At 69.5% G+C, this 19843-nt stretch carries 15 protein-coding genes; 5 read left to right on the top strand and 10 right to left on the bottom strand.

Annotation, left to right across the window (positions count from 1 at the left end; genetic code table 11):
• Positions 1 to 26 precede the first annotated feature (26 nt).
• Positions 27 to 1004 carry a hypothetical protein gene (locus AC1DEL_RS07460; RefSeq protein ID WP_477125662.1) on the bottom strand — a complete coding sequence of 326 codons (978 nt, stop codon included), beginning with the start codon at positions 1002 to 1004 and terminating at the stop codon, positions 27 to 29.
• A 453-nt stretch (positions 1005 to 1457) separates the two neighbouring features.
• Here AC1DEL_RS07460 and AC1DEL_RS07455 point away from each other — a divergent pair, with 453 nt between their 5' ends.
• The 4 genes from AC1DEL_RS07455 to AC1DEL_RS07440 all read left to right on the top strand — a co-directional run bounded on the left by AC1DEL_RS07455 (position 1458) and on the right by AC1DEL_RS07440 (position 4544).
• The gene (locus tag AC1DEL_RS07455) at positions 1458 to 1784 is read left to right on the top strand and encodes a hypothetical protein (protein ID WP_092294799.1); all 327 of its coding nucleotides are present in this window, start codon (positions 1458 to 1460) and stop codon (positions 1782 to 1784) included.
• A gap of 195 nt (positions 1785 to 1979) precedes the next feature.
• The gene (locus AC1DEL_RS07450; RefSeq protein WP_092294801.1) at positions 1980 to 3056 is read left to right on the top strand and encodes an alpha/beta fold hydrolase; all 1077 of its coding nucleotides are present in this window, start codon (positions 1980 to 1982) and stop codon (positions 3054 to 3056) included.
• A 41-nt stretch (positions 3057 to 3097) separates the two neighbouring features.
• Positions 3098 to 3940 (top strand): class I SAM-dependent methyltransferase, encoded by an 843-nt coding sequence (locus AC1DEL_RS07445; protein WP_477125661.1) that lies wholly within the window; start codon positions 3098 to 3100, stop codon positions 3938 to 3940.
• 124 nt (positions 3941 to 4064) lie between these two features.
• Positions 4065 to 4544: a nuclear transport factor 2 family protein gene (locus tag AC1DEL_RS07440; RefSeq protein WP_092294806.1), complete on the top strand. Its 480-nt coding sequence runs from the start codon at positions 4065 to 4067 to the stop codon at positions 4542 to 4544.
• Between the two features lie 63 nt (positions 4545 to 4607).
• Here the strand turns inward: AC1DEL_RS07440 and AC1DEL_RS07435 are convergent, their stop codons facing one another.
• Together AC1DEL_RS07435 and AC1DEL_RS07430 are read right to left on the bottom strand one after the other, a co-directional pair.
• Positions 4608 to 6365, bottom strand: coding sequence for a dipeptidase (locus AC1DEL_RS07435; RefSeq protein ID WP_477125660.1), 1758 nt, complete (start codon positions 6363 to 6365; stop codon positions 4608 to 4610).
• 78 nt (positions 6366 to 6443) lie between these two features.
• Complete coding sequence (locus tag AC1DEL_RS07430) at positions 6444 to 7589, bottom strand: FAD binding domain-containing protein (RefSeq protein WP_454757938.1); 1146 nt, start codon at positions 7587 to 7589, stop codon at positions 6444 to 6446.
• Between the two features lie 214 nt (positions 7590 to 7803).
• Here AC1DEL_RS07430 and AC1DEL_RS07425 point away from each other — a divergent pair, with 214 nt between their 5' ends.
• Positions 7804 to 8379 carry an HlyD/EmrA/EmrK family protein gene (locus AC1DEL_RS07425; RefSeq protein ID WP_092294812.1) on the top strand — a complete coding sequence of 192 codons (576 nt, stop codon included), beginning with the start codon at positions 7804 to 7806 and terminating at the stop codon, positions 8377 to 8379.
• On the opposite strand, the gene AC1DEL_RS07420 is transcribed toward AC1DEL_RS07425, so the two are convergent.
• From AC1DEL_RS07420 to AC1DEL_RS07390, 7 genes are all read right to left on the bottom strand, one after another.
• Positions 8371 to 9888 carry an MFS transporter gene (locus tag AC1DEL_RS07420; protein ID WP_092294814.1) on the bottom strand — a complete coding sequence of 506 codons (1518 nt, stop codon included), beginning with the start codon at positions 9886 to 9888 and terminating at the stop codon, positions 8371 to 8373. The genes AC1DEL_RS07425 and AC1DEL_RS07420 overlap by 9 nt on opposite strands.
• A gap of 208 nt (positions 9889 to 10096) precedes the next feature.
• Complete coding sequence (locus AC1DEL_RS07415; RefSeq protein WP_477125659.1) at positions 10097 to 15664, bottom strand: trifunctional serine/threonine-protein kinase/ATP-binding protein/sensor histidine kinase; 5568 nt, start codon at positions 15662 to 15664, stop codon at positions 10097 to 10099.
• Positions 15665 to 15742: 78 nt separating this feature from the next.
• Positions 15743 to 16132 carry a response regulator transcription factor gene (locus AC1DEL_RS07410; RefSeq protein ID WP_255370819.1) on the bottom strand — a complete coding sequence of 130 codons (390 nt, stop codon included), beginning with the start codon at positions 16130 to 16132 and terminating at the stop codon, positions 15743 to 15745.
• 184 nt (positions 16133 to 16316) lie between these two features.
• Positions 16317 to 17435, bottom strand: a complete 1119-nt coding sequence (locus tag AC1DEL_RS07405) for a porin (RefSeq protein WP_092294820.1) — start codon at positions 17433 to 17435, stop codon at positions 16317 to 16319.
• 4 nt (positions 17436 to 17439) lie between these two features.
• Entirely contained in the window at positions 17440 to 17727 is a 288-nt protein-coding gene (locus tag AC1DEL_RS07400; RefSeq protein ID WP_092294822.1) for a XapX domain-containing protein, read from the bottom strand.
• A 26-nt stretch (positions 17728 to 17753) separates the two neighbouring features.
• Positions 17754 to 19385, bottom strand: coding sequence for an MFS transporter (locus AC1DEL_RS07395; protein ID WP_441592761.1), 1632 nt, complete (start codon positions 19383 to 19385; stop codon positions 17754 to 17756).
• Positions 19386 to 19389: 4 nt separating this feature from the next.
• Positions 19390 to 19815, bottom strand: coding sequence for a DoxX family protein (locus AC1DEL_RS07390; protein WP_092294826.1), 426 nt, complete (start codon positions 19813 to 19815; stop codon positions 19390 to 19392).
• Positions 19816 to 19843: the final 28 nt, after the last annotated feature.

Genomic DNA, 19843 nt, shown 5'->3' with positions numbered 1-19843 from the left:
CACCGTCCGCCATCATCGAACCGCCGTCAGGCCGCCATCGCCGGAATCGGCACGCCGGCGGCGGGCATCGCGTACATCAGCGGTCCCATGGCGGCCTCGATGCACGCCATCTGCCCGGCATCGACCATCCCGCCCAGCAGCTTGCTGAAGCGCGGTTCCAGCATGCCCGAGACGATGTAGGTCCAGCGGTACGCCTTGAGCACCACGGCTTCCACCTCGGCGGCGCGCGGGGCGTCCGGCGTGCCACGGATCACGCGCATGACGTAGTGCGCGTCGGCGGTGGCCTGGGCCTGCAGGATCTCGTCCACGGCGCCCACCAGCGCGATCAGGTCGTCGATGGCGGCATCACGCGAGGTGCGGCACATGCGGGCGTCTTCGCGCAGCCATTCCAGCTCGTCGAGGTTGGCGTGCTGGGACTCCTCGCGCCAGTGGTACAGGAACACGTCCTTGAACAGGTCGGACAGGTCCGGCGCGGTGCCGATGCTGCCGCGATAGTGCGCCTGTGACAGCAGTTCGACATGGCAGGTCAGCGCCAGCACCGCCCAGGTGCACTTGGAGAGCACGAAGGCAGCCACGGCGTTGGCGTCCGCCCCGAAGGTGTAGCCCACCGGCATGCCCTGCGCGGCCAGTTGCTCGATGCGGCGGAACAGCTCCTGGTGCTTCAGTTCCTCGTCGGTGAAGCGCACGAGCGCCTCCAGCGCGACCTGATCGCCAACGCTGTGGGCCTGCGTCAGCTCCACCACCTTGGCCGAGACGAAGCGCTCCACCAGCCCGAACATATTGGCGTAAGTGCGGCCTTGCACCTGACTCACGAAGCGGCGTTCGGCCGCGCTGAGGAAAGGCAGTTCGTCGGCCAGGGACAGCCCGTCGGGCAGGAACTTGTGGGAGAGGTCGAAGGTGCGGTCGCGGATGACGTCACGGTCGATGTCCCAGCGGATGCGCTTGGATGCGGCGATACAGCGGGCGTAGCGGGCGGTGTCGGCTGACAGGGATACGGCTTGCATTGCAAAACTCCTCTGGAATGAACGGCGTCCATGCAGAAGGTGCCTGACAGGACGTAGGCGGATCATTCCAGCGGCACGCGCCGCCAACATGAGACGGGTGTCCCGGGTTTGGCGCGCTTCGAGGGTTTTGGAGTGGGGCGGTTGTCCTGCTTTAGGGCTTACCCTCTAACTGCCGTTTCTCGCCGCTTCATTTCGCTGAAGCCCCCGCGGAAGCGCGCCAGCGCCTCCGCCACCCCCCGGTAATTACCCGCGCCCGGGACCCTTGTCCCACGGAATCCCCCCGCACAGACCCTGACGAATCCCGCAAACCGGGACACCCGCCTCATGTTCGCCCGCACCCCGCTGCCCACAATCGGCCCCTCGAACAAGGAGCAGTGCGGCTCAGGCGATCCCCACACCGTTCCTTCATCCTGAGCTGTGATCGCCTTCCTGACGTTGTAGTTGGAGTTTGCGATGTACACGAATCTTGCCAAGACCCTCTTGACCGCTTCCTCGCTGGCCATCGGCCTGTGCAACCTGGCGTATGCCGGGCTGGGCGGCGATCGTTCCTCTTTCACCACCACCGCGGCGCAGGCCGGCATGTCTGCCTGCAAGGGCGGCAAGTTCGATCCGTACCAGGACGGCCTGCGCACCAGCAAGCCGGATCCCTACACCGACGGCGCCCGGATGGATCAGCGCGACCCCTACACCGATGGCGCCCGCATGGGTCAGCGCGACCCGTTCACCGATGGGGCCCGGATGGGCGCTGCCGGTGGCGGATGTCTGCTGCGCAACGCCTGACCGCGGATAATGCGCCGGGCACGGTATGCACCACGTCTGGCTTTCCGCACTTCGCGGGGCCAGCTGGCCGTGGTTTTGCCTGCACGCTGGGGATCGTTGACTAAGATTAGTCAATCGCCCGTTCCAAGCGGACGTGGTGAGCTATCGCCCCGGCGCCCTGCACCGGCCGTACCCTGTCCCGCGCGCGATCCCACCATGCCGATGCTGAAGCAGCAGATACGCCTTTGCACCAGCCTTGACCGGGTGCGACTGGCGTATGCCATCACGGGCAGCGGACCGCCGCTCGTGAAGGCCGCCAACTGGATGAGCCACCTCGAATTCGACGTGGGGAGTCCGGTCTGGAGCCACATGCTGTGCGCGCTGTCAGAGAACCACACGCTCGTGCGCTACGACGAACGCGGCTGTGGCCTCTCTGATCGCCACGTGGAGGACCTGTCCTTCGAGGCGTGGCTGCGTGATCTCGAAACCATCGTGGACGCCACCGGCGTCGATCATTTCCCCTTGCTGGGCATTTCCCAAGGCGCGTCGATCGCCGTGGCGTACGCGGTGGCGCATCCCGAACGGGTGAGCCACCTCGTGCTGCACGGCGGCTACGCCCGGGGGCGCCTCAAGCGCAACCTCGGGGCCGAGATGCGCGAAGAAGCCGAGCTGATGGCGCGGCTGGCCGAGCTGGGCTGGGGGCAGGAGAACCCGGCCTTCCGCCAGTTCTTCACCACGCAGTTCATCCCGGGCGGCACGGCGGAGCAGCACCGCTGGTTCAACGAGCTGGAGCGCGTGTCCACCTCGCCGGCCAACGCGGCGCGCTTCATGCGCATCTTCAACGACATCGACGTGGTGGAACTGCTGCCGCTGGTGACCTGCCCCACGCTGGTGCTCCACGCCGTGCGCGACGCGCGCGTGCCGTTCGACGAAGGCCGGCTGATCGCCAGCATGATCCCGAACGCGCGCTTCGTGCCATTGGAGAGCGGCAACCATCTGCTGCTGGAGACGGAGCCGGCATGGGACCGCTGGCTCGAGGAAGTACGCGCCTTCCTGCCCGCGCCGGTGCCGGTCGACGACCCGGCGTTCCACACCTTGACCCGGCGCGAGCGCGACATTGTCGTGCTGATCGCGCAGGGCCGCGACAACGCACAGATCGCCGCCTACCTCGGGCTGTGCGAGAAAACCGTGCGCAACCACATCACGAGCATCTTCTCGAAGCTCGAGGTGGAAAACCGCTCGCAGGCCATCGTGCTCGCGCGTGAGGCCGGGTTCAACCGGTCCCGCGCGTAAGCCGGCGGACCTGCCGGGCGCACAATCAGGAGACTCCCATCATGACGACTACCCCCGACCCTGCCGCTGCCCCGGCGACTTCGCCCGACCTTGCCGCCCTGAAAGGCCGCCAGCAGGTGGCCTGGGCCAGCGGCGACTATGCCGTGATCGGCACCACGCTCCAGATCGTGGGCGAGCAGCTTGCTGAAGCCTGTGACCTGCGCTGCGACGAGCGCGTGCTCGACGTGGCCGCCGGCAACGGCAACGCCACGCTGGCGGCGGCGCGCCGTGGCTGCATCGTGACGTCCACCGACTATGTCGGCGCACTGCTGGAGCGCGGCGCCGAGCGCGCCAAGGCCGAGCGGCTGGAGGTCTCCTTCCAGCAGGCCGACGCCGAGGCGCTGCCCTTCGACGACGCGAGCTTCGACGCCGTGCTCTCCACCTTCGGCGTGATGTTCGCCCCGGACCAGCCCAAGTGCGCCGCCGAGATGGCGCGCGTGACCCGGCCCGGCGGCCGCATCGGGCTGGCGAACTGGACGCCGCAGGGCTTCGTCGGCCAGATGTTCAAGACGCTGGGCGCCTACGTGCCGCCGCCGGCGGGGGTGTCGCCGCCGTCCAAATGGGGGGTGGAGGAGCACCTGCGCACGCTGTTCGCACCGCATGGGGTCGATGTCCGCGTGACGGCGCGCCAGTTCAACTTCCGCTATCGCTCGGCGGCGCACTTTATCGAGGTGTTCCGCACGTGGTACGGCCCGGTCCACAAGGCGTTCGCCTCGCTGCCGGCCGACAAGGCCAGCGCGCTGGAAGCCGACCTGACCACGTTGCTCAACAGCTTGAACGTGGCCGGCAAGGATTCGATGGTGGTGCCGAGCGAGTACCTGGAGGTGGTGGCGACGAAGCGGTAGGGGGGGGGCGGGCGCGGTCGCCCACCTCCCGAAAATCTCCTTGACATACAGATCTGTCTACTCCACGATAGTAGACAGATCTGTCTCATTCCGGCGATAGCCATCCCATCCTCAAGGAGCTTCGATGTCGACCCAACCCGAATCCCGTCCGCCGTTTCCGCCCTTTACCCGCGAGAGCGCCGCCCAGAAGGTCCGGGGGGCCGAGGATGGGTGGAACAGTCGCGATCCGGCGCGCGTGGCGCTGGCCTATACCGTCGACAGCCAATGGCGCAACCGGGCGGAGTTCGTCACGGGGCGTGCCGCGATCGAGGCCTTTTTGTCGCGCAAGTGGCAGAAGGAGCTCGATTACCGGCTGATCAAGGAGTTGTGGGCGCACGATGGCAACCGCATCGCGGTGCGATTTGCGTACGAATGGCATGACGACTCGGGCAACTGGTACCGGTCGTATGGCAATGAAAACTGGGAATTCGACCAGAACGGTCTGATGCAGCGGCGCTTTGCCTGCATCAACGATGCCCCGATGCGCGAGGCGGACCGCAAGTTCCACTGGCCGCTGGGCCGCCGCCCGGATGACCACCCGAGCCTGAGCGACCTGGGGCTGTAAAGATGTAAAAGCCGGCATGCGGGGGGGCACCGCTGCACCCCCGCCGCGCATGCCAGCGCCGGCTTACTGCATGGTGTCCAGATTGCCGATGCGGACCAGCATCTCGGTGAACATCTGCATGTCCAGGTTCAGGTCGGCCACTTCCTTGTACTCCTTGGCGTTGTGCGCGGTGTACTTCTTGCCGGGCATGGCCGGGCCGAAGTTGATGGCGTTCGGCATCAGCTTGGCCGTGGTGCTGCCGGCCGTGGGCACCGGCTTGGCTTCGAGCCCAGTGGTGTCGCCGTAGATATTCAGCAGGGTAGAGAGCCAGGCGCCCTTGGGGTCACGCGCCATCCAGTTGCCCTGGTCGTGCTGGATCTCGACCGCCGTCTGCGTGGCGCTGGCCCAGGCGTTGATCCTGGTCGCCACCCGGGCGCGCAGTTCGTCCGGCGTGGCGCCGCGCGGCATACGCACGTTGGCGGTGACTTCAAGCTTGCCGTTGCGCTCGCGGATCAGCGTGGGCGACATCGTCAGCGGGCCCATGAAATCGTCCCGATAGCCCACATCCATCTTCTCGCCCAGATAGCCGGTGCCGTACAGGTCGCCGAGGTAGCGGATGGCGCGCGCGTACTGGTTGTCCGCGAACGGCACGCCGGCGCCTTGCAGGAACAGCGCCAGGCGCGGTACCGGGTTCACGCCTTCTTCGGGCCGGGAGCCATGGGCCGACGAGCCGGTCACCTTGACGTCCACGCCGCCGGCGCCCGGTGTCACGTCGATCGAGAACTTGCCCTGCGCGGCATGCTGGGCGATGAACGGATCGCGCGCCTTCTCCAGCGCGGCAGCCACGGCGGCCGGATCGCCGCCCGTGATGCGTGCCGTGGCGGTCTGCGGAATCGCGTTGGCGGACGCCGCGCCAGCCATTGCCACGATGGCGGGGGCCTTGCCGTCCGTCGGCCGGTCCGCGAAGCGCACCGTCAGCGCGCCCGAACCCTTCTCGGCCACCACTGCCGGGTACTTGCTGTCCAGCACGATGTTGTACGCCGGCAGCGTGGTGTGCGCCTGGTAGTACTTCATGCCGTCGCCGCCGGTTTCCTCGGTGGTTTCGATCATCAGACGGATCGTGCGGGCCAGCGGCACGCCGCTCTCGCGCACGGTCTTCATCGCGTACATTGCCGCCGCGATCGAACCCTTGTCGTCAATGGTGCCGCGCCCGTACAGGTAGTCGCCCACGCGGGTCACCTTGAACGGGTCGAGCTTGGTGCCATCGTCGAGCACCCATTCGTCGGCCACCACGGGCACTACGTCGGCGTGCGTGAGGATGCCGAAGGTGTCCGCGCCGGTGCCGGGCAGGGTCACCTCGAACACGCGGTTGTCCACGTTGCGATAGGTCAGGCCGAAGTCCCGGGCCATGCGTTCGACCACCTTGCCGAAGGCGATGATGGCCGGGTTCTCGTGCTGGGGCACCTTTTCGTCGCGCACGGTGCGGATTGCCACCATCTCGGTGATGCTGTCCAGCACGGCGGTTTCGTTGTGGAGCCGGTTATAGACACCGAGCAGCCGGCCGATGTTGACGAGATCGTCGCCCTTGAGCGGCTTCTTCGCCCGGTAGGCCCGCACGGCCGGCGCCAGCTTCGGCTCGGTCTTCACGGCGGCGGTCAGGAAGGCGTTGAAGCTGGCCGGCGGCTTGGCCGACTGGCTGGCGACCAGATGGTCCAGCGCAGGCTTGGCCAGCGTCTCGGCCAGCGCCGCGCCGGGGATCGACATAGCGAGCAGCGGGGCGAGCAAGGCAGCCAGCAAGGCGGCCCGCAGGGGGGAGGTCGGCACGGCAGGCAGGCGGTTCATCGATGTCTCTCGTACGGGTCTTGTGATGGATGCGCATGATAGCAGCGCCTCCATCGCCCGCGTCGACCGCGCCGGGGGTCAGGCGGCGTCGTGCCGGCCCATGATGCGGGTGCCCAGTGCCATGCCCCAGCGCACGAGTTGCGCGCCAGCTGGCAGCTGCGTGCGCTCCCACTGGGACAGCGCGGTGTCGATGCCACCGCGGTTGGCGTGCAGCGCGCGGCCCAGCGCCACCGCATTGCCGGCCGCCTTGCCCGCGCCGGCGCCGGTATGGGGGCGTGCGACGAAGGCCGCGTCGCCGGTCAGCACCACGCGGCCGAACACCATGCGTGGCGCCTCGTAGTCGTGGATCAGTTGCAGGAAGGGATCGGGCGTGCCGGTGACCAGCGCGGCGAGGTCCGGCGCGAGGTCGCGCACCGCCGCGTGGCGCAGGCCATCGATCTCGCCGTCGCGCATGACGCCCGGCGGGAGCGAATGGAGGTGCTGGTGTCCCACGCGGTCCCGCAGCGCCGCGTCGCGCGCCGGGCCGCTTGGTAATGGGCGATACCAGACCCAGTTCTGCCGGCGCTGCCCCGGGGCGGTCTCGCCGTTCTCGCCGGGAATCAGGTAGGTCAGCAACTGGTGGCCGTGCCCTTCCTCGAAGGCGAAGTTGTTGTGCAGGAGCTGGCGCGTGGCGTCTGGCAGGGCCGACTCGGGCAGCACGCCGCGCCAGGCCGCGTAGCCGGCGTAGGCCGGTGCGGCGCCGGGCAGCAGTTGCGCGCGCACGGTGGAGAGCGGCCCGTCCGACGCCACGAGCAGGTCGGCGGTCTCCGTGCGGCCCGACGCGAAGCAGGCGGTCACGCGCGCGCCATGCTGGCGCAGCGCCAGGAAGGTCTCGCCCGCATGCACGGCGCGGGGGCCGAGCGCCTGCCGCATGTGACCGTACAGGCCGTTCCAGGCGATCTGCGTCTGCGGCATGTAGACGCGGCGCACGTCGCCGTCACGCGTGACGAAGATGCGGCCGCCCGAGGGCACCCCGAAGTCCTCGGGCAACGGCACGCCGGCAAAGCCGAGTGCGTCGGCCACATCGGGCTGCAGGACGAGGCCGCCGCCCCGGCTGTCCAGCGCCTGGGGCGAGCGTTCGAACACATCCACGTGCCAGCCGATGGCGCGCAGGCAGAGGGCCGTGAACAGGCCGCCGAGAGAGCCGCCGATGATCACGGCGCGAGGGGTGGAGGTTGGATGCATGGTCGTCAGGGAGGTGGAGGCGTCTTCGCATCGTAGGGGCGGGCCCGGATGCCGCCAATCGGCCACAGGTTTGCGGCGTGTGACACGAAGGTATAGGCACCCGCCCTAGCGGCGTTCCAATCGACAAAAAGCCGGCGGACGCGCCATCCTCGCAGCACCGGCGTGCCAACAATTCGCTCCGAGGGGGTCCTGCTCCCGTATTCAAGGAGTTGTCATGAATATCCAGTCGCGTTCATCGGCGGGACGGCCGCTTGCCGCCGCGTGCGCCGCTGCCTGTGCGATGGCGGGCCTCGCCGCCGTTGTCGGGCACTGGTGGATCGAGGGGCGCCATTTCGAATCCACGGATGACGCTTATGTGGCCGGCAAGATCGTGGATGCCGCGCCGCGCGCTGCCGGCGCAGTGGTGGCGATCGTTGCCCCGGACACGCGGGGCGTGCCATCAGACGCGGTGTGGGTCGACGCGCGGTTCAAGAAGCACCAGCTTGCGCGGCTGCGCGCCGGCCAGCCGGTGACGTTGTACGCCGACGCATATGGCGCGAAGGTGCGCTATCACGGCACGGTGGCCGGATTCTCGGCAAGGAACGGTGCGGCGCTCACGCCGCAACCCGCCCACGGCGCCATCTGCCAATGGATCAAGCCGCCGCAGCGGTTGCCGGTGCGCATCGCGCTGAACCGGGCGGAACTCGCCGCCCATCCGCTGCGTGTGGGGTTGTCGATGTACGTGACGGTAGACGTGCGTACGCGGACCGGGCAGGGCCAGGTGGTATCGAACCAGAGGCCGCTAGCGTAGCGCGCGCTGCCAGATGGCGACGGCAGCGATGCCCAGGCAGATGACGGCGACCACCGCCAGCATGTTCGCCGACGCCACCAGCACGGCCTGTTGGTCGATTAACTGCGACAGCGTGGCCAGCGCGGTGGCGTCGAGCGGGGCGGGCAGCCCGTAGGGCGTGACACGGCCAATGAGGTGCGTGCGCGCCACGGCTTCCCCGGCCTGCAGCCACTGCCCGGCCAGTCCGGTGCCGCCCATCAGCGCCACCTGCCGGAGGATGTTCTTGAACTGGTAGGCGTGGGGGAAGTCCTCGAGCGAGGTCTCCATGAAGGTGAGTTTGGCGACGAGGATCAGCGTGAACGGCAGCGCCACGCTTTGCAGCAGCAGCGCTGGCAGGACGGCGGAGACGGGCAGCCCGTCCGACAGGCGCGTGGCGAACAGCCACGCCGCCGCCGCCGTCATGCCGTAGCCGAGCGCCAGGTAGCGCCGCGCGCCGGGCAGGCGCGATCCCATCAGCATGAAGGCGACGCCGGCCACCAGCCCGCCGAGCGCCGACAGGGTCAGCACCATGCCGGTGGTCTCGAACGTGAAACCGAGGCCGAGCTGCATCACGTTGGAGACCGTAAAGGTCCAGAGTCCACTCAGGCAGGCAAAGATCGAGTAATAGGCCAGCCCCGTGAAGTAGCGGCGGCCGTTCAGGCGGCGCGGGCTGAGCCAGGCGTCCGGCGCGCGGTGCAGCCGGATGAAGGCGAGCACGACGACGACCAGACCGGCCAGCGGCGCGGCGGCCACGCGCAGGGAGTCGCCGGTGGCATAGAGCCGCAGCGAGGCCAGGCCATGCACCAGCACCAGCGCGCCGGCGCCGACCAGCAGCACGGTGAGCCAGTCCATGCCGGCCACGTCGTCGAGGTCCGGCGTGCGTGGCGGGCGGGCGCGGTGCGGGTAGACGCAGAACACGAACAGGGCCGTCAGCGCGGCCAGCAGCGCCTGCACGAGGAAGATCATGCGCCAGCCGGTGTCGAGCATCAGCGTGGCGGTCAGCCAGGGCGCAATCGCCGGCAGGCCAATCGTGCCAATCACGAAGCCCGTCAGCAGCCGTGGGCGCTCCGCTGGCGTGGCAATCAGCTGGATCAACACGCGCGACGCCGAGAACAGCCCGCCGGCGCCCAGCCCCTGCACCGCCAGTGCCGCGGACAGTTCCGCGACGTTGGACGACGCGGCGCACAGCAGGCAGCCGACGAAGGCGATGACGAGGCCAAGCAGCGTGAAGCCGCGGTAGCTGAGATCGTCGGCGAGGCGCCGCGTCAGCAGGTTGGCGACGATGGCCGCACCGGCATACGCGGTCAGGCACCACAGGAAGTCGTCGGGCGTGGCGTAGATGCCGGCGCGGATGTGGAGCGTCCCGGTGGCGAGCATCGACGTGGCGACGAAGTCCACGCCCGTTGCGCAGCCCAGCGCGAGGCCCAGCCACTGCACGCGCGCCCGGGACAGCTCGGGGAGCGCCTCCAGCGGTACCGCGTCAGCCGGCATGCTGCGCAAGAGGAAGCGTGAAGGGGAAGGCGATTCGGGACATGCATCTCTCCGGGGATCAGGCCGGCATTCGGCAGGTCTCCAGCTTAGGCGTGTCCCGCCGCCAGCACACTCGTCCCCGCGCATGGGGGCGCCTGTGCATCGGTTTGTGACGACTATCCCCGGGTATGGAATGTCTGGAATGTGCGGCGGCTGGCGCTCCGGTCCCTCACCCGCCCAGCGGCCAACACAGCGGCAGCGTGAACGAGAACTCGGTGCCGTGCGGCGTGCGCGCCGTGGCGCGGAGCCGGCCCTTGTGGGCTTCGACGATGGAGCGGCAGATGGCCAGCCCCATGCCCATGCCGTTCTCCTTGGTCGTGTAGAACGGTTCGAACACCTGGTCGATGGCGCCCTCGTCGAGCCCCGCCCCGGTGTCCGAAACGCTGACTTCCAGCATGTTGTCGCCGGCGATGCGCGTGCCCATCGTCAACAGGCGGGCGCGGTTGGTGATGTCGCCCATCGCCTCCACGGCATTGACCACGAGGTTCAGCAGCACCTGCTGGAGCTGCACGCCGTCACCGAACACGCAGAAGGCGTCGGCATGCAGCGCCAGTTGCACGGACACCTGCCGGCGTTCGATCTCGCTGCGCGAGATGGCGAGGATATGGCGGATGGACTCGTGCATGTCCACCTCGGCCAGCACGGGCGCGGCGTTGCGCGTAAGCCCCTGCAGGCTGCGGATCATGTCGCCGGCGCGCTGCCCCTCGCTGGCGATGGCCTGGAGGCCCTCGCGCGCGTACTCGATCTCGGGCTTGCTGCGCGCCAGCCAGCGCAGGCTTGCGCCGGCATTCGAGACGATGGACATCAGCGGCTGGTTGATCTCGTGGGCGATGGAGGCCGTGAGCTGGCCCACCGTGGTGGCACGCGCCACGCGCGCGAGGTCGGCCTGCGCGTTACGCAGCGCGTCGTCGGCATGGCGGCGCGTGGTCACGTCCGTGACCGTGCCGACGTACTCGAGTATCTCGCCGTCCGTCACCAGCGGCTTGCCGATGCCTTCCACATGGCGGACCGCGCCGTCGCCGCGCACGATGCGGTACTCCAGGTGGATGGGCACCTTGTCGGACACGCACTGGATGATGGTGTGCAGCGCGGCGGCGCGGTCGTCGGGATGCATCCGGGCGCCGAAATCCTCCAGCGCGAAGTGGGCGCGCGCCGTGTCGAGTTCGAAGATGCGACGCATCTCATCGGAGCAAGAGATCGCTTGCAGCCGCAGGTCCCAGCGCCAGCTACCGGTGTGGCTGACGCTCTCGCCCATGCTCAGCGAGGCCTGGCTCGCACGCAGCGCGCGTTCCACCTGCTGCCGGCGGTCGTTCTCGGCCAGCAGGTCTTCGTAGAGCCGTGCCGTGCGCAGCGAAATAGCGGCCTGCGAGGCGATCAGTTCGAGCACCTCGGTCTGCTCGGGCGTGAAGCCGTCGCCGAGCAGGCGATTTTCGAGGTACAGCGCGCCAATCAGCGTGTTGTGCCGCGACATCGGGATGCAGATGGCCGCGCACTGCGTGTGGGCCGCGAAGTAGGGGTCGAGCCCGAACGGGTTGGTGCCGGTCGCGTGGCCCACCATCACCGGTCGGCCGGTGCGGATGACGGTGTGGAACATCGACATCGGCAGGTCATCGGCGGCGGGGGCGCCCTGCGCCAGCTGCACGCGGATACCGGCGGGCGAGGTGTGGGCGCGCGCCTCGATGATGGGCGCCTTGCCCTGGAGGCGGATCAGCAGCCCCCGCTGCGCGGCGGCGTATTCGAGCGTGATGGTCATCAGCGTGTCCACCAGCTTGTCGAGCCGGATCTCGTCGGTCAGCGCGCGCGAGGCGCGGATCACGCTTTCCACGTCGCGGATGCGCTTGCCGTTGGCGAGCACATAGGCCGGGCCACGCGCCGCATCGAACAATTGCGGGTAGGTGGCGGCCATGTGGCGAGCCTTGCCCGTCGCGCCCCATTGCCGATAGCGGTCATGCGCCGCGCGCAGGTGGCCGCGTGCGGCGGTGGTCAGGCCGGCCGCCATGCAATAGTGGCCGGCGCGTTCGTGCGCCAGCGCGGCCGTGTGCACGAAGCCGTGCGCCGTGGCATGGGCGATGGCCTGCTCGTAGCGCGTCATCGCTCCCAGTCCGTCGCCATCGAGCCGCGCCAGCTCCCCTTCCACGAGCAGCGCCTTGTCGGTGAAGGTGATCGGATTGGCGTCGGCCCAGCGGCGCAGCTTGCTGGCGTCCTCGGTAAGCGTGGCGCGCGCCGCCGCGTCGGGCGTGCTGGCGGCCAGCGTCAGCGCGCGATAGAGATGGAAATCGACCTGATGGATATGGGCCGGCGCGGACCACGCGAGCGTCCCGGCCGTCTCCAGGCTCGCGGCGGCTTCGGCGTGCCTGCCAGCCAGGTATTGCAGCGTGGCGCGATAGAGCCAGTACCAGAACTCCAGCGTGGACATGCGCTCCCGCGCCGGCGTGCGGGCGAGGTCGTGGCCGTCGAGCGCGGTGGGCGCGTCGGCGCCGAGCGGGAATTCCGCTTCGCGCAGCCCGTCGACAAAGCGCTGTTGCAGCAGCAGGATGGCTTCCACGTCGTGGAAGCCGGTCTCCCGCACGAAGTTGAGTCCGCTGGTGATTTCGGCGGAAACCTCGTCGAGCGTGTCGCCGCGTGCGAGCCGGTTGCTCACCAGATGGCAGCAGAGGAAACACGCCGTGGTCACGTCGCCGTTGGCGACGCCGGCCGCGAAGCCCGCCCGGGCGCAGTCGGTCGAGTAGCCCAGCGGCTGCGTCCACACGCTGAGCTGGTCGAGCGGCAGCAGCGTGCGGGCTTCATACGCGACGTAGCCATGCCGCGTGACCAGTTCCCGCGCCATCTCGCCGTAGCGGAAGCCGTCCTCGTAGGCCGCGAAGCGGTGGCAGACCAGCACGCCGAGCCAGCCCAGCGCAGCGGTGGACGGGCCGCTGATGCCGTGCGCGAGCGTCAGCCACACCATCTCGCACAGCTCCAGGAACACCAGGTGCTCGTCGACGAAACTGGCGGGCACGGAGAGCGCGGCCAGCAGCGCCATGGCCGCCTTCACATCGGGGTCCGACATCTGCGGAAGGTGCGCCAGCGCCTTGAGTCCAGGGCGATCCAGCCGCGCCGCGATGGCCCGGTAGGCGGCGTCGGCGTCCGCTGCCGATGGATGCGCGGACAGCGAAATGCCGAACATCCGCAGCCCCCGGATGGCCGTTTCCACCGCCAGCGCGTTCTCCGAGCGCCGGGTATGCAGTTCGGTCTTGAGCCGGTATACCTCGGCAAGCTGGCGGGCGGGCGCGTCCGCATCGAGCAGCGTTTCGGCCAGCGTCAGCGCCTCCGGCAGCCGGCCTTGCTGGAGCAGGCACGCGCAGCGCTCGCGCAGCAGCGCGAATTCCACCTCGCCGGCACCGGCATGGCCTTGCACACGCGCGGTGCGCACGAAGGCGAGGCCGGCGGTGACGGCGTCCAGCGCGGCCGGATAGGCGATGGCGCGGCGTGCGCGCGTGGCGGCGGCCAGGCTCAGCCGCGCGGACTGGATGGCCTCGTCGGCATCGGTGATCAGCTCTACCACCTGCGCCAGCATCTCGGTGGCGCGGAACAGGGTGTCGTCGCGCAGGGTGTCTTCGGCCGTATCGGAGGCATCGCGCAGCAGCCGGCCTACGCGCAGGTGCACGCGGTCGCGCTCCTCGGGCGTCAGCAGCGCGTGGGCGGCCTCCTGCACGCGGTCGTGCGAGAACACGTAGTGGGGCTCCTGCAGGCCGATGGCGTCGGCGGCGCGCGCCGGGGCCAGCAGGGCGTGCAGCGCCCCTTCCTCCACCTCGAACGCGGCGCAGACCAGCGCCACGTCCGACTGCCGGCCCAGGCACGCCATGCCGCCGAGCAGTTGGCGCGTGCGCGGCGGCAGCCGCTCCAGGCGCTGGAGCACCATGTCGGCGACGTTGTCGGTGTAGGCGTGCTGCGCAATGCGCTGGAAGTCGTACTGCCAGCTGCCCTCGTCGGGCGAGTAGGTGACGAGCCGGTCATCGACCATGGTCTTGATGAACTGGCCGACGAAGAACGGGTTGCCGAAGGTCTTGGCGTGGACCAGCCCCGCCAGCGGCTGGAGGTCGCGGCGGCGGGCGCGCAGCGTTTCGGCCAGCAGCGTGCCGACAGCCTCCACGTCGAGTGGTTGCAGCGCGAGATGGTGGTCCTGCGGGCGATCTTGTGGGGGATCTACCGATCGACCGTCTGATTGACCCAGCGCATCGCCCGCCGCGCGCGTGCTCCCCACGAGCAGCAGCGGCAGCGGCGTGGCGCAGTCCAGCAGGCGCGCCAGTAGCTGCCGGGAAGATGGGTCGAGCCACTGGAAATCCTCGATCACCAGCACCAGCGGACGCTCCGGCAGCCCGAACGTGCCGACGAGGTTGCGCATCGCCAGATCGAAATGCACGGCCGTATCGGCGCCGCTCCCCCTCGGCGGGGCGGGCAGCGGGCCGGTCAGCGCCGCGAGCGCGGGCGCGATGCCCACGGCGGTGCGCGCATACGGGCCCAGGCTGTGGCTGACGCGCGCCTGCCAGTGGCGCACGCGCTCCTCGGGCTGGCCGAGGATGTCGATGACCAGCCCGTGGAAGGCTTCCGCGATAGCCGCGTAGGGGGTCTCGTGCCGGAACTGGTCGGCCTTGCCCACCGCGCAGCAGACCTGCTGCTGGCGCAGGCCATCGACAAACGCCCGCATCAGGGCGGACTTGCCGATGCCGGACGGCCCGCTTACCGTCACCAGCGCATGCTGGCCCGTGAGGGCGACGTGCGCGTAGGCTTCGGCGAGTTCGCGCAGCTCGGCGTCGCGGGCGTGGAGCCGGTCCGGCAGTTCGAGTTCGGCGGGCTGGTCGCGGCGGCCCAGTTCGAAGACGTCGATGCGGCCGAGCGTGCTCCACGCGGCCCGGCAGCGCCGGATATCCGCTTCCAGCCCCGCCGCGGACTGGTAGCGCCGGCTCGGGCGCTTGTCGAGCAGCTTCATGATCAGCAGCGACAGCGCTTCCGGCACGCCGGCCGCCAGCCGATGGGGCGGCAGCGGTTCGCTGGCCACGTGGGCGTGGATCCACTCGTTGGCGTCGGCCGGATCGCGCGCGGCGAACGGTAGCTGGCCCGTGGCCAGGCGGTAGAGCACCACGCCGAGCGAATAGAGGTCGCTGCGCGCATCCAGCCCGTTGCGGGTGCGGCCGGTGTGCTCGGGCGACATATAGGCCAGCCCCTCGCTCCCGGCCAGCGTGTGGGGCGCCAGCGCGTCGGCGATGTCACACTGCTGCGCGGCGGCCAGCCCGAAGCGCGTGAGCCGGCACCGGCCGTGCGCGTCGACGAGCAGGGCCGACGGCATGATCGCCTTGTGGATCAGCCCCGCCTCGTGCGCGGCACGCAGGGCCTGGCTGGCACTCTCGGCAACGGACAGCAGCCGTGTCACCGGCAGCGGCGCGGGCGGCAAGTTCGCCAGCGGCACCGCGCCGGTGTCCTCGTACACCAGTGCCACGCCGCCCTGGTACTGCACGCAGGCGCGCGGCACCATCGCCCAGGCCGGTTGCAGCAGAGCGACGAGACCGAATTCATTGTGGAACCGGCGCACGGCCTCGCCCTCGGTGAGTACCGACGCCGCGTGCGCCACCAGCAGGGTGCTGCCATCCTCGACGTGGAAGCCGCGCGAGAGCGCGACGATGCCGTTGTGGCAGAGCGGCGTGAGGGCGTACTCGTCCAGCGATACTGCGGCGGCCTGGCTTGTGTCGTACGGCGTCATCGTGAGGCGTCTATTGCTGGCCGCCGCACCGGTGGGGCTGGTGCGGACAACGGGGCGGGGGTGGGGCGTTGCGCCGCGCTAGGCGCCGGGATCTTCCGGGGCGGGCGCCAGCGCGCGCTCGATGCACGCAATGATAGCCGTGTCGAGGAAAGGCTTGTGCAGGAAGCATGCCGCGCCGGCGGCCACGGCGCGGGCTTCGTAGCCCGCCTGTGCGAACGCGGTCATGAAGATCACGGGCATGTGCAGGTCGCGCGCCCGCAGGGCCTCGCACAGCTCGAACCCGTTCATCTCGGGCATCTGTACGTCGGTTATCAGGCAGGAAACCGTATCGAGGGCGGCCGATTGCAGCAGTTCCTCGCCGCTGCCGTACAGCGCGACGGCGAGGTCGAACGAGCGCACGAGCCGTCCCAGGGCGTGTCGGACCGACGCGTCGTCGTCGACGATGGCGATCACCGGGGTGGCAGTCACACGGGATTCCTTGAGTAGTCCGGAGCGATGACGGGGCCGATTCCGGGCCCCCATCGCTTGCTCACAGCATACTGCCAGGCGGGCGCGGCCCATATCATACGGTGGTATTGTCGGCGCCCGTCCCACACGGCAGCCGCGCCGGACCGCGCCGGCGGACTCATACCTAGGTATGTCTTGCAGCGCTTCAGAAATAGTGGCGCATGCCCAGGGCAAAGGTCTGCGGATCGGCCCCCGCGCTGACGCCAAGCTCGTTGATGGCGAAGTCGTAGACCGCGTTCGGGCGGTTGTTGATCCGGCTATACCAGGCGAACAGGGCCGTGCGCTTGGAGAGCGGGTAGTCGTAGCCAACCGTCACCTGCGTGGCGCCCGTGCCGGAGCCGCTCCGGAAAAAGCCGACGGTGTCCGTGGACGAGCCCGTGCCATTGGCGGCATAGGCGAAGCCGATCCGCACGCTGCCGGGGCCGAGCTGCTGCACCAGCGAGGCATAGTAGCCGTTGCGCTGGAGGTCGCCGGTGTCGGTGCGGTAGTGCAGGTGCTCGTAGATGGCGGAGACGCGCGTGCCGGCGAACAGCTGGTAGGCCACGCCGACCTTGATGGCGTCGTCGTTGCGGCCGGCGGCCTGGTAGTGCTGGTGCACCTCGTAGGCCAGGGTGGCGTTCAGCGGGCCGCGCTCGTAGACCGCCGCCGCCGAGTACAGCGCCGGATTGCGCGCCACGGTGGTCTTCTCCTCCGGCAGCCCCCAGCCCAGCCAGACGCTTACGCCACCGAACTGCGGCGAGCGATATTGCACGATGTTCTTCTGGCGGCGATCGAACGAACTGGTGTCCTGCACGTTGTCCGACGAGGACGTGGAGCCGTTGCCGATCAGCGCCATGTAGCCGGCGGTGGTCGGGTAGTACGGGTCGTAGGCCGCCGTCGACTCGGTATAGGGCGTCTGCCAGTGCCCCATGAACAGCAGGCCGTAGTCGCCCTGGAGGCCGACGCGCGAGTTGCGGCTGGCGATCTGGCCCTGGCCGGTATCGAGCGACAGGTTGCTCTCGATCTGCCACAGCGCCTTCAGGCTGCCGCCGAGACCTTCCTCGCCGCGCAGGCCGAACACGGAGCGGTAGTTGGTCTGCCGCACCACGCTGCCCAGCGCGGTGCCGTCGGTGGCCGTGCTGGCGCGGCTATATTCGATGGCCGTGTTGAGGCGGCCGTAGATGGTCACGGAACTCTGCGCTGCGGCAGGCCCGCCGGCCACGCACAGTCCCAACCCCAACCCCAGCGCGGCGACGCGCGGCGATACAAGACGTCGGTACGGCATGGGGTCAGCGCTGGCTCTCGTTGGGGTTGGCGGCCTCGGCCTTGTTGGCTGCGGTCAGCGTGCTGGGCGGCGCGCCGGTGATCTTCGGCACGCATTCGCTGTGGAACCACGCGGCGGTGACCGGCTCGCCGGCCAGCATGCGCTTGATCGGCGGCACGACCTGCTCGCCGATCAGCATGCCCAGCAGGCCGATCAGTGCCACCACGGGCGGCGCCGGGGAGCGCACCTGCATCAGCGCGTAGATGATGCCGACGAGAATGCCGGCGCCCAGGGAGACGAGATAGAGCTTCATGATGGTCTCGATATGAATGGGAGGGGTCAGACAGCCGGCTTGCCCGGGGGCAGGCCAACGCCCAGCAGGTGGCGCACGCGGGGCGGCGTGGCGCCGGTGTGGTAGCGCGTGACATCGCGCTGGAGGTCGGCGTCGGCGTGGTGCACGCGCTCGTGCTGGCGCATGTGTTCGGCCCAGGATTCGACCAGGAACCACTCGGTCAGCAGTTCGGGGTCGGCCGGGTCCTCCATCACGCCCCAGTTGAACGCGCCGTCGCGCAGGCGCTCGTCGGACAGCTTGTGCACGGCGCGCAGGAAGGCGTCGCGGTCCGCGGCGGTGACGCAGTACTCGATCAGGATCATGACCGGGCCACGGTCCTGGGCGATCTCACCCGCCATCTCCGGCTGAGGCCAGTGCCGTGCCGGGACAAGGTCTTCCTCGCCCTGCGGCAGGCGCAGGCGGTGCAGGAGCAGCGCGGCCACGACCAGCCCCGCCGCCGCGATCAGCAGCGCGTTCGGCGTGCCGGTCTCTTGTGCCACGAAGCCCCACAGCAGGCTGCCGCCGGCCATCGCCCCGTTGAACACCATCTGGTAGACCGCCAGCGCACGGCCGCGCACCCAGTTCGGCAGAATCGCCTGCGCCACGCCGCCGAGCGTGGTCAGCGCGGAAATCCATGCCGCACCGAGCAGCAACAGCAGCGGCAGGGCGATCCAGACCGGCGGCGCCACGGACAGCACCGCCATGACGCCCGCCGTGACGAGGGCGGAGAGCAGCACCATGCCATCGGCATCGAGCCGGCGTTGCAGCTTGGGCATGATCAGCGCGCCGAGGATGGCGCCGGCGCCCACGCCGCCCAGCAGCACGCCGTAGAGGCTGGCGCCCCCGTGCAGCAACTGCTTGGCGACCAGCGGCAGCAGCGCCCAGATGCTGCTGCCGAACGCGAAATGGACGGCGGCGCGCGCCAGTACTACGTGGAGTTGGCTGTGGGCGCGCGTGAAGCGCAGGCCGGCGCGGAAGGCGCCGAAGAAATGCTCGCGCAGCGGGTCGGTGGCGCGCTCGGGGCGCTTCCACCAGAGCAGCGCGGCAATCACGAAGATATAGCTGAGCAGGTCCAGCCCGTAGGTGGTGGCCGCGCCGAACGCGGCCAGCAGCAGGCCGCCGGCAGCAGGCCCGATGGCGCGCGCGATGTTCACGCCCAGCGCGTTGAGCGCCACGGCGCGCTTCAGCTCCTGCATCGGCACCAGTTCCGGCACGATCGACTGCCACGTGGGCCCCATCATGGCCGCGCCGATGCCGCCGGCGAAGGCCATCGCGATCAGGATCTCGATGGTCAGCGCCTGATTCCAGGCGAGCAGCATCAGCGTGCCGCTGACCGCCGCCATGCCGAACTGGATGACGATCAGGAAGCGGCGCCGGTCGAGGATGTCCGACAGCACGCCGGCCGGAATGGCCAGCAGGAACACGGGCAGCGTGGCGGCGGCCTGGATCGTGGCCACGGCGGCGGGGGAGGAAGACAGGTCCGTGGCCAGCCATGCGCTGGCCACGTCGCGCATAAAGCTGCCGATGTTGCCGAGAATGGTGGCGGCCCAGAGCACGGCGAACGTGCTCTGGGCGAGCGGGGCGAAGGTGCCGCCGGCAGGGCTGGCGGCGGTGGTGGAGGAGGAGCGGGAATCGGCCATGGAATCAGTGTCTGCGGAGGTCTTCCCACGCCACGAGCACGAAGGCCCCGGCCAGGCCCAGATGCTCGAAGAAGGCGTTGGCGAGCATGAAGCGGGCTTCGGGCGGCGCGCTCCAGAAGCGGTTGGCCATGAACGTGGCGGCGACCGTGAACACGGCCAGCGCCAGCGCGCCCAGCCAGCGCCAGCGGCCGAGCAGAATCAGCGCGGCGGCGCCCAGCTCCAGCACGATCGTGGCGACGGCCATGGGCACGGCCGGCGTGAGGCCGAAGTGCTCCATCTCGGCCACCGCGCCGGGGAAGTCGAACAGCTTGACGAGGCCGCCCTGGATATAGGCGCCGCAGAGCAGCAGTAGGGCGACCCAGCGCACCCAGCGCGGCAGGATGCCCGAGCCGGCCGTGGCCGATCTCATCGAGGAAGTGGTATCAGCCATGGCCGGTCTCCGGTCAGCAATCAAGGAA

It is taken from the genome of Cupriavidus sp. 10L43_2, from assembly GCF_056395265.1.
This window is presented reverse-complemented; position numbering and strand designations above follow the sequence as displayed.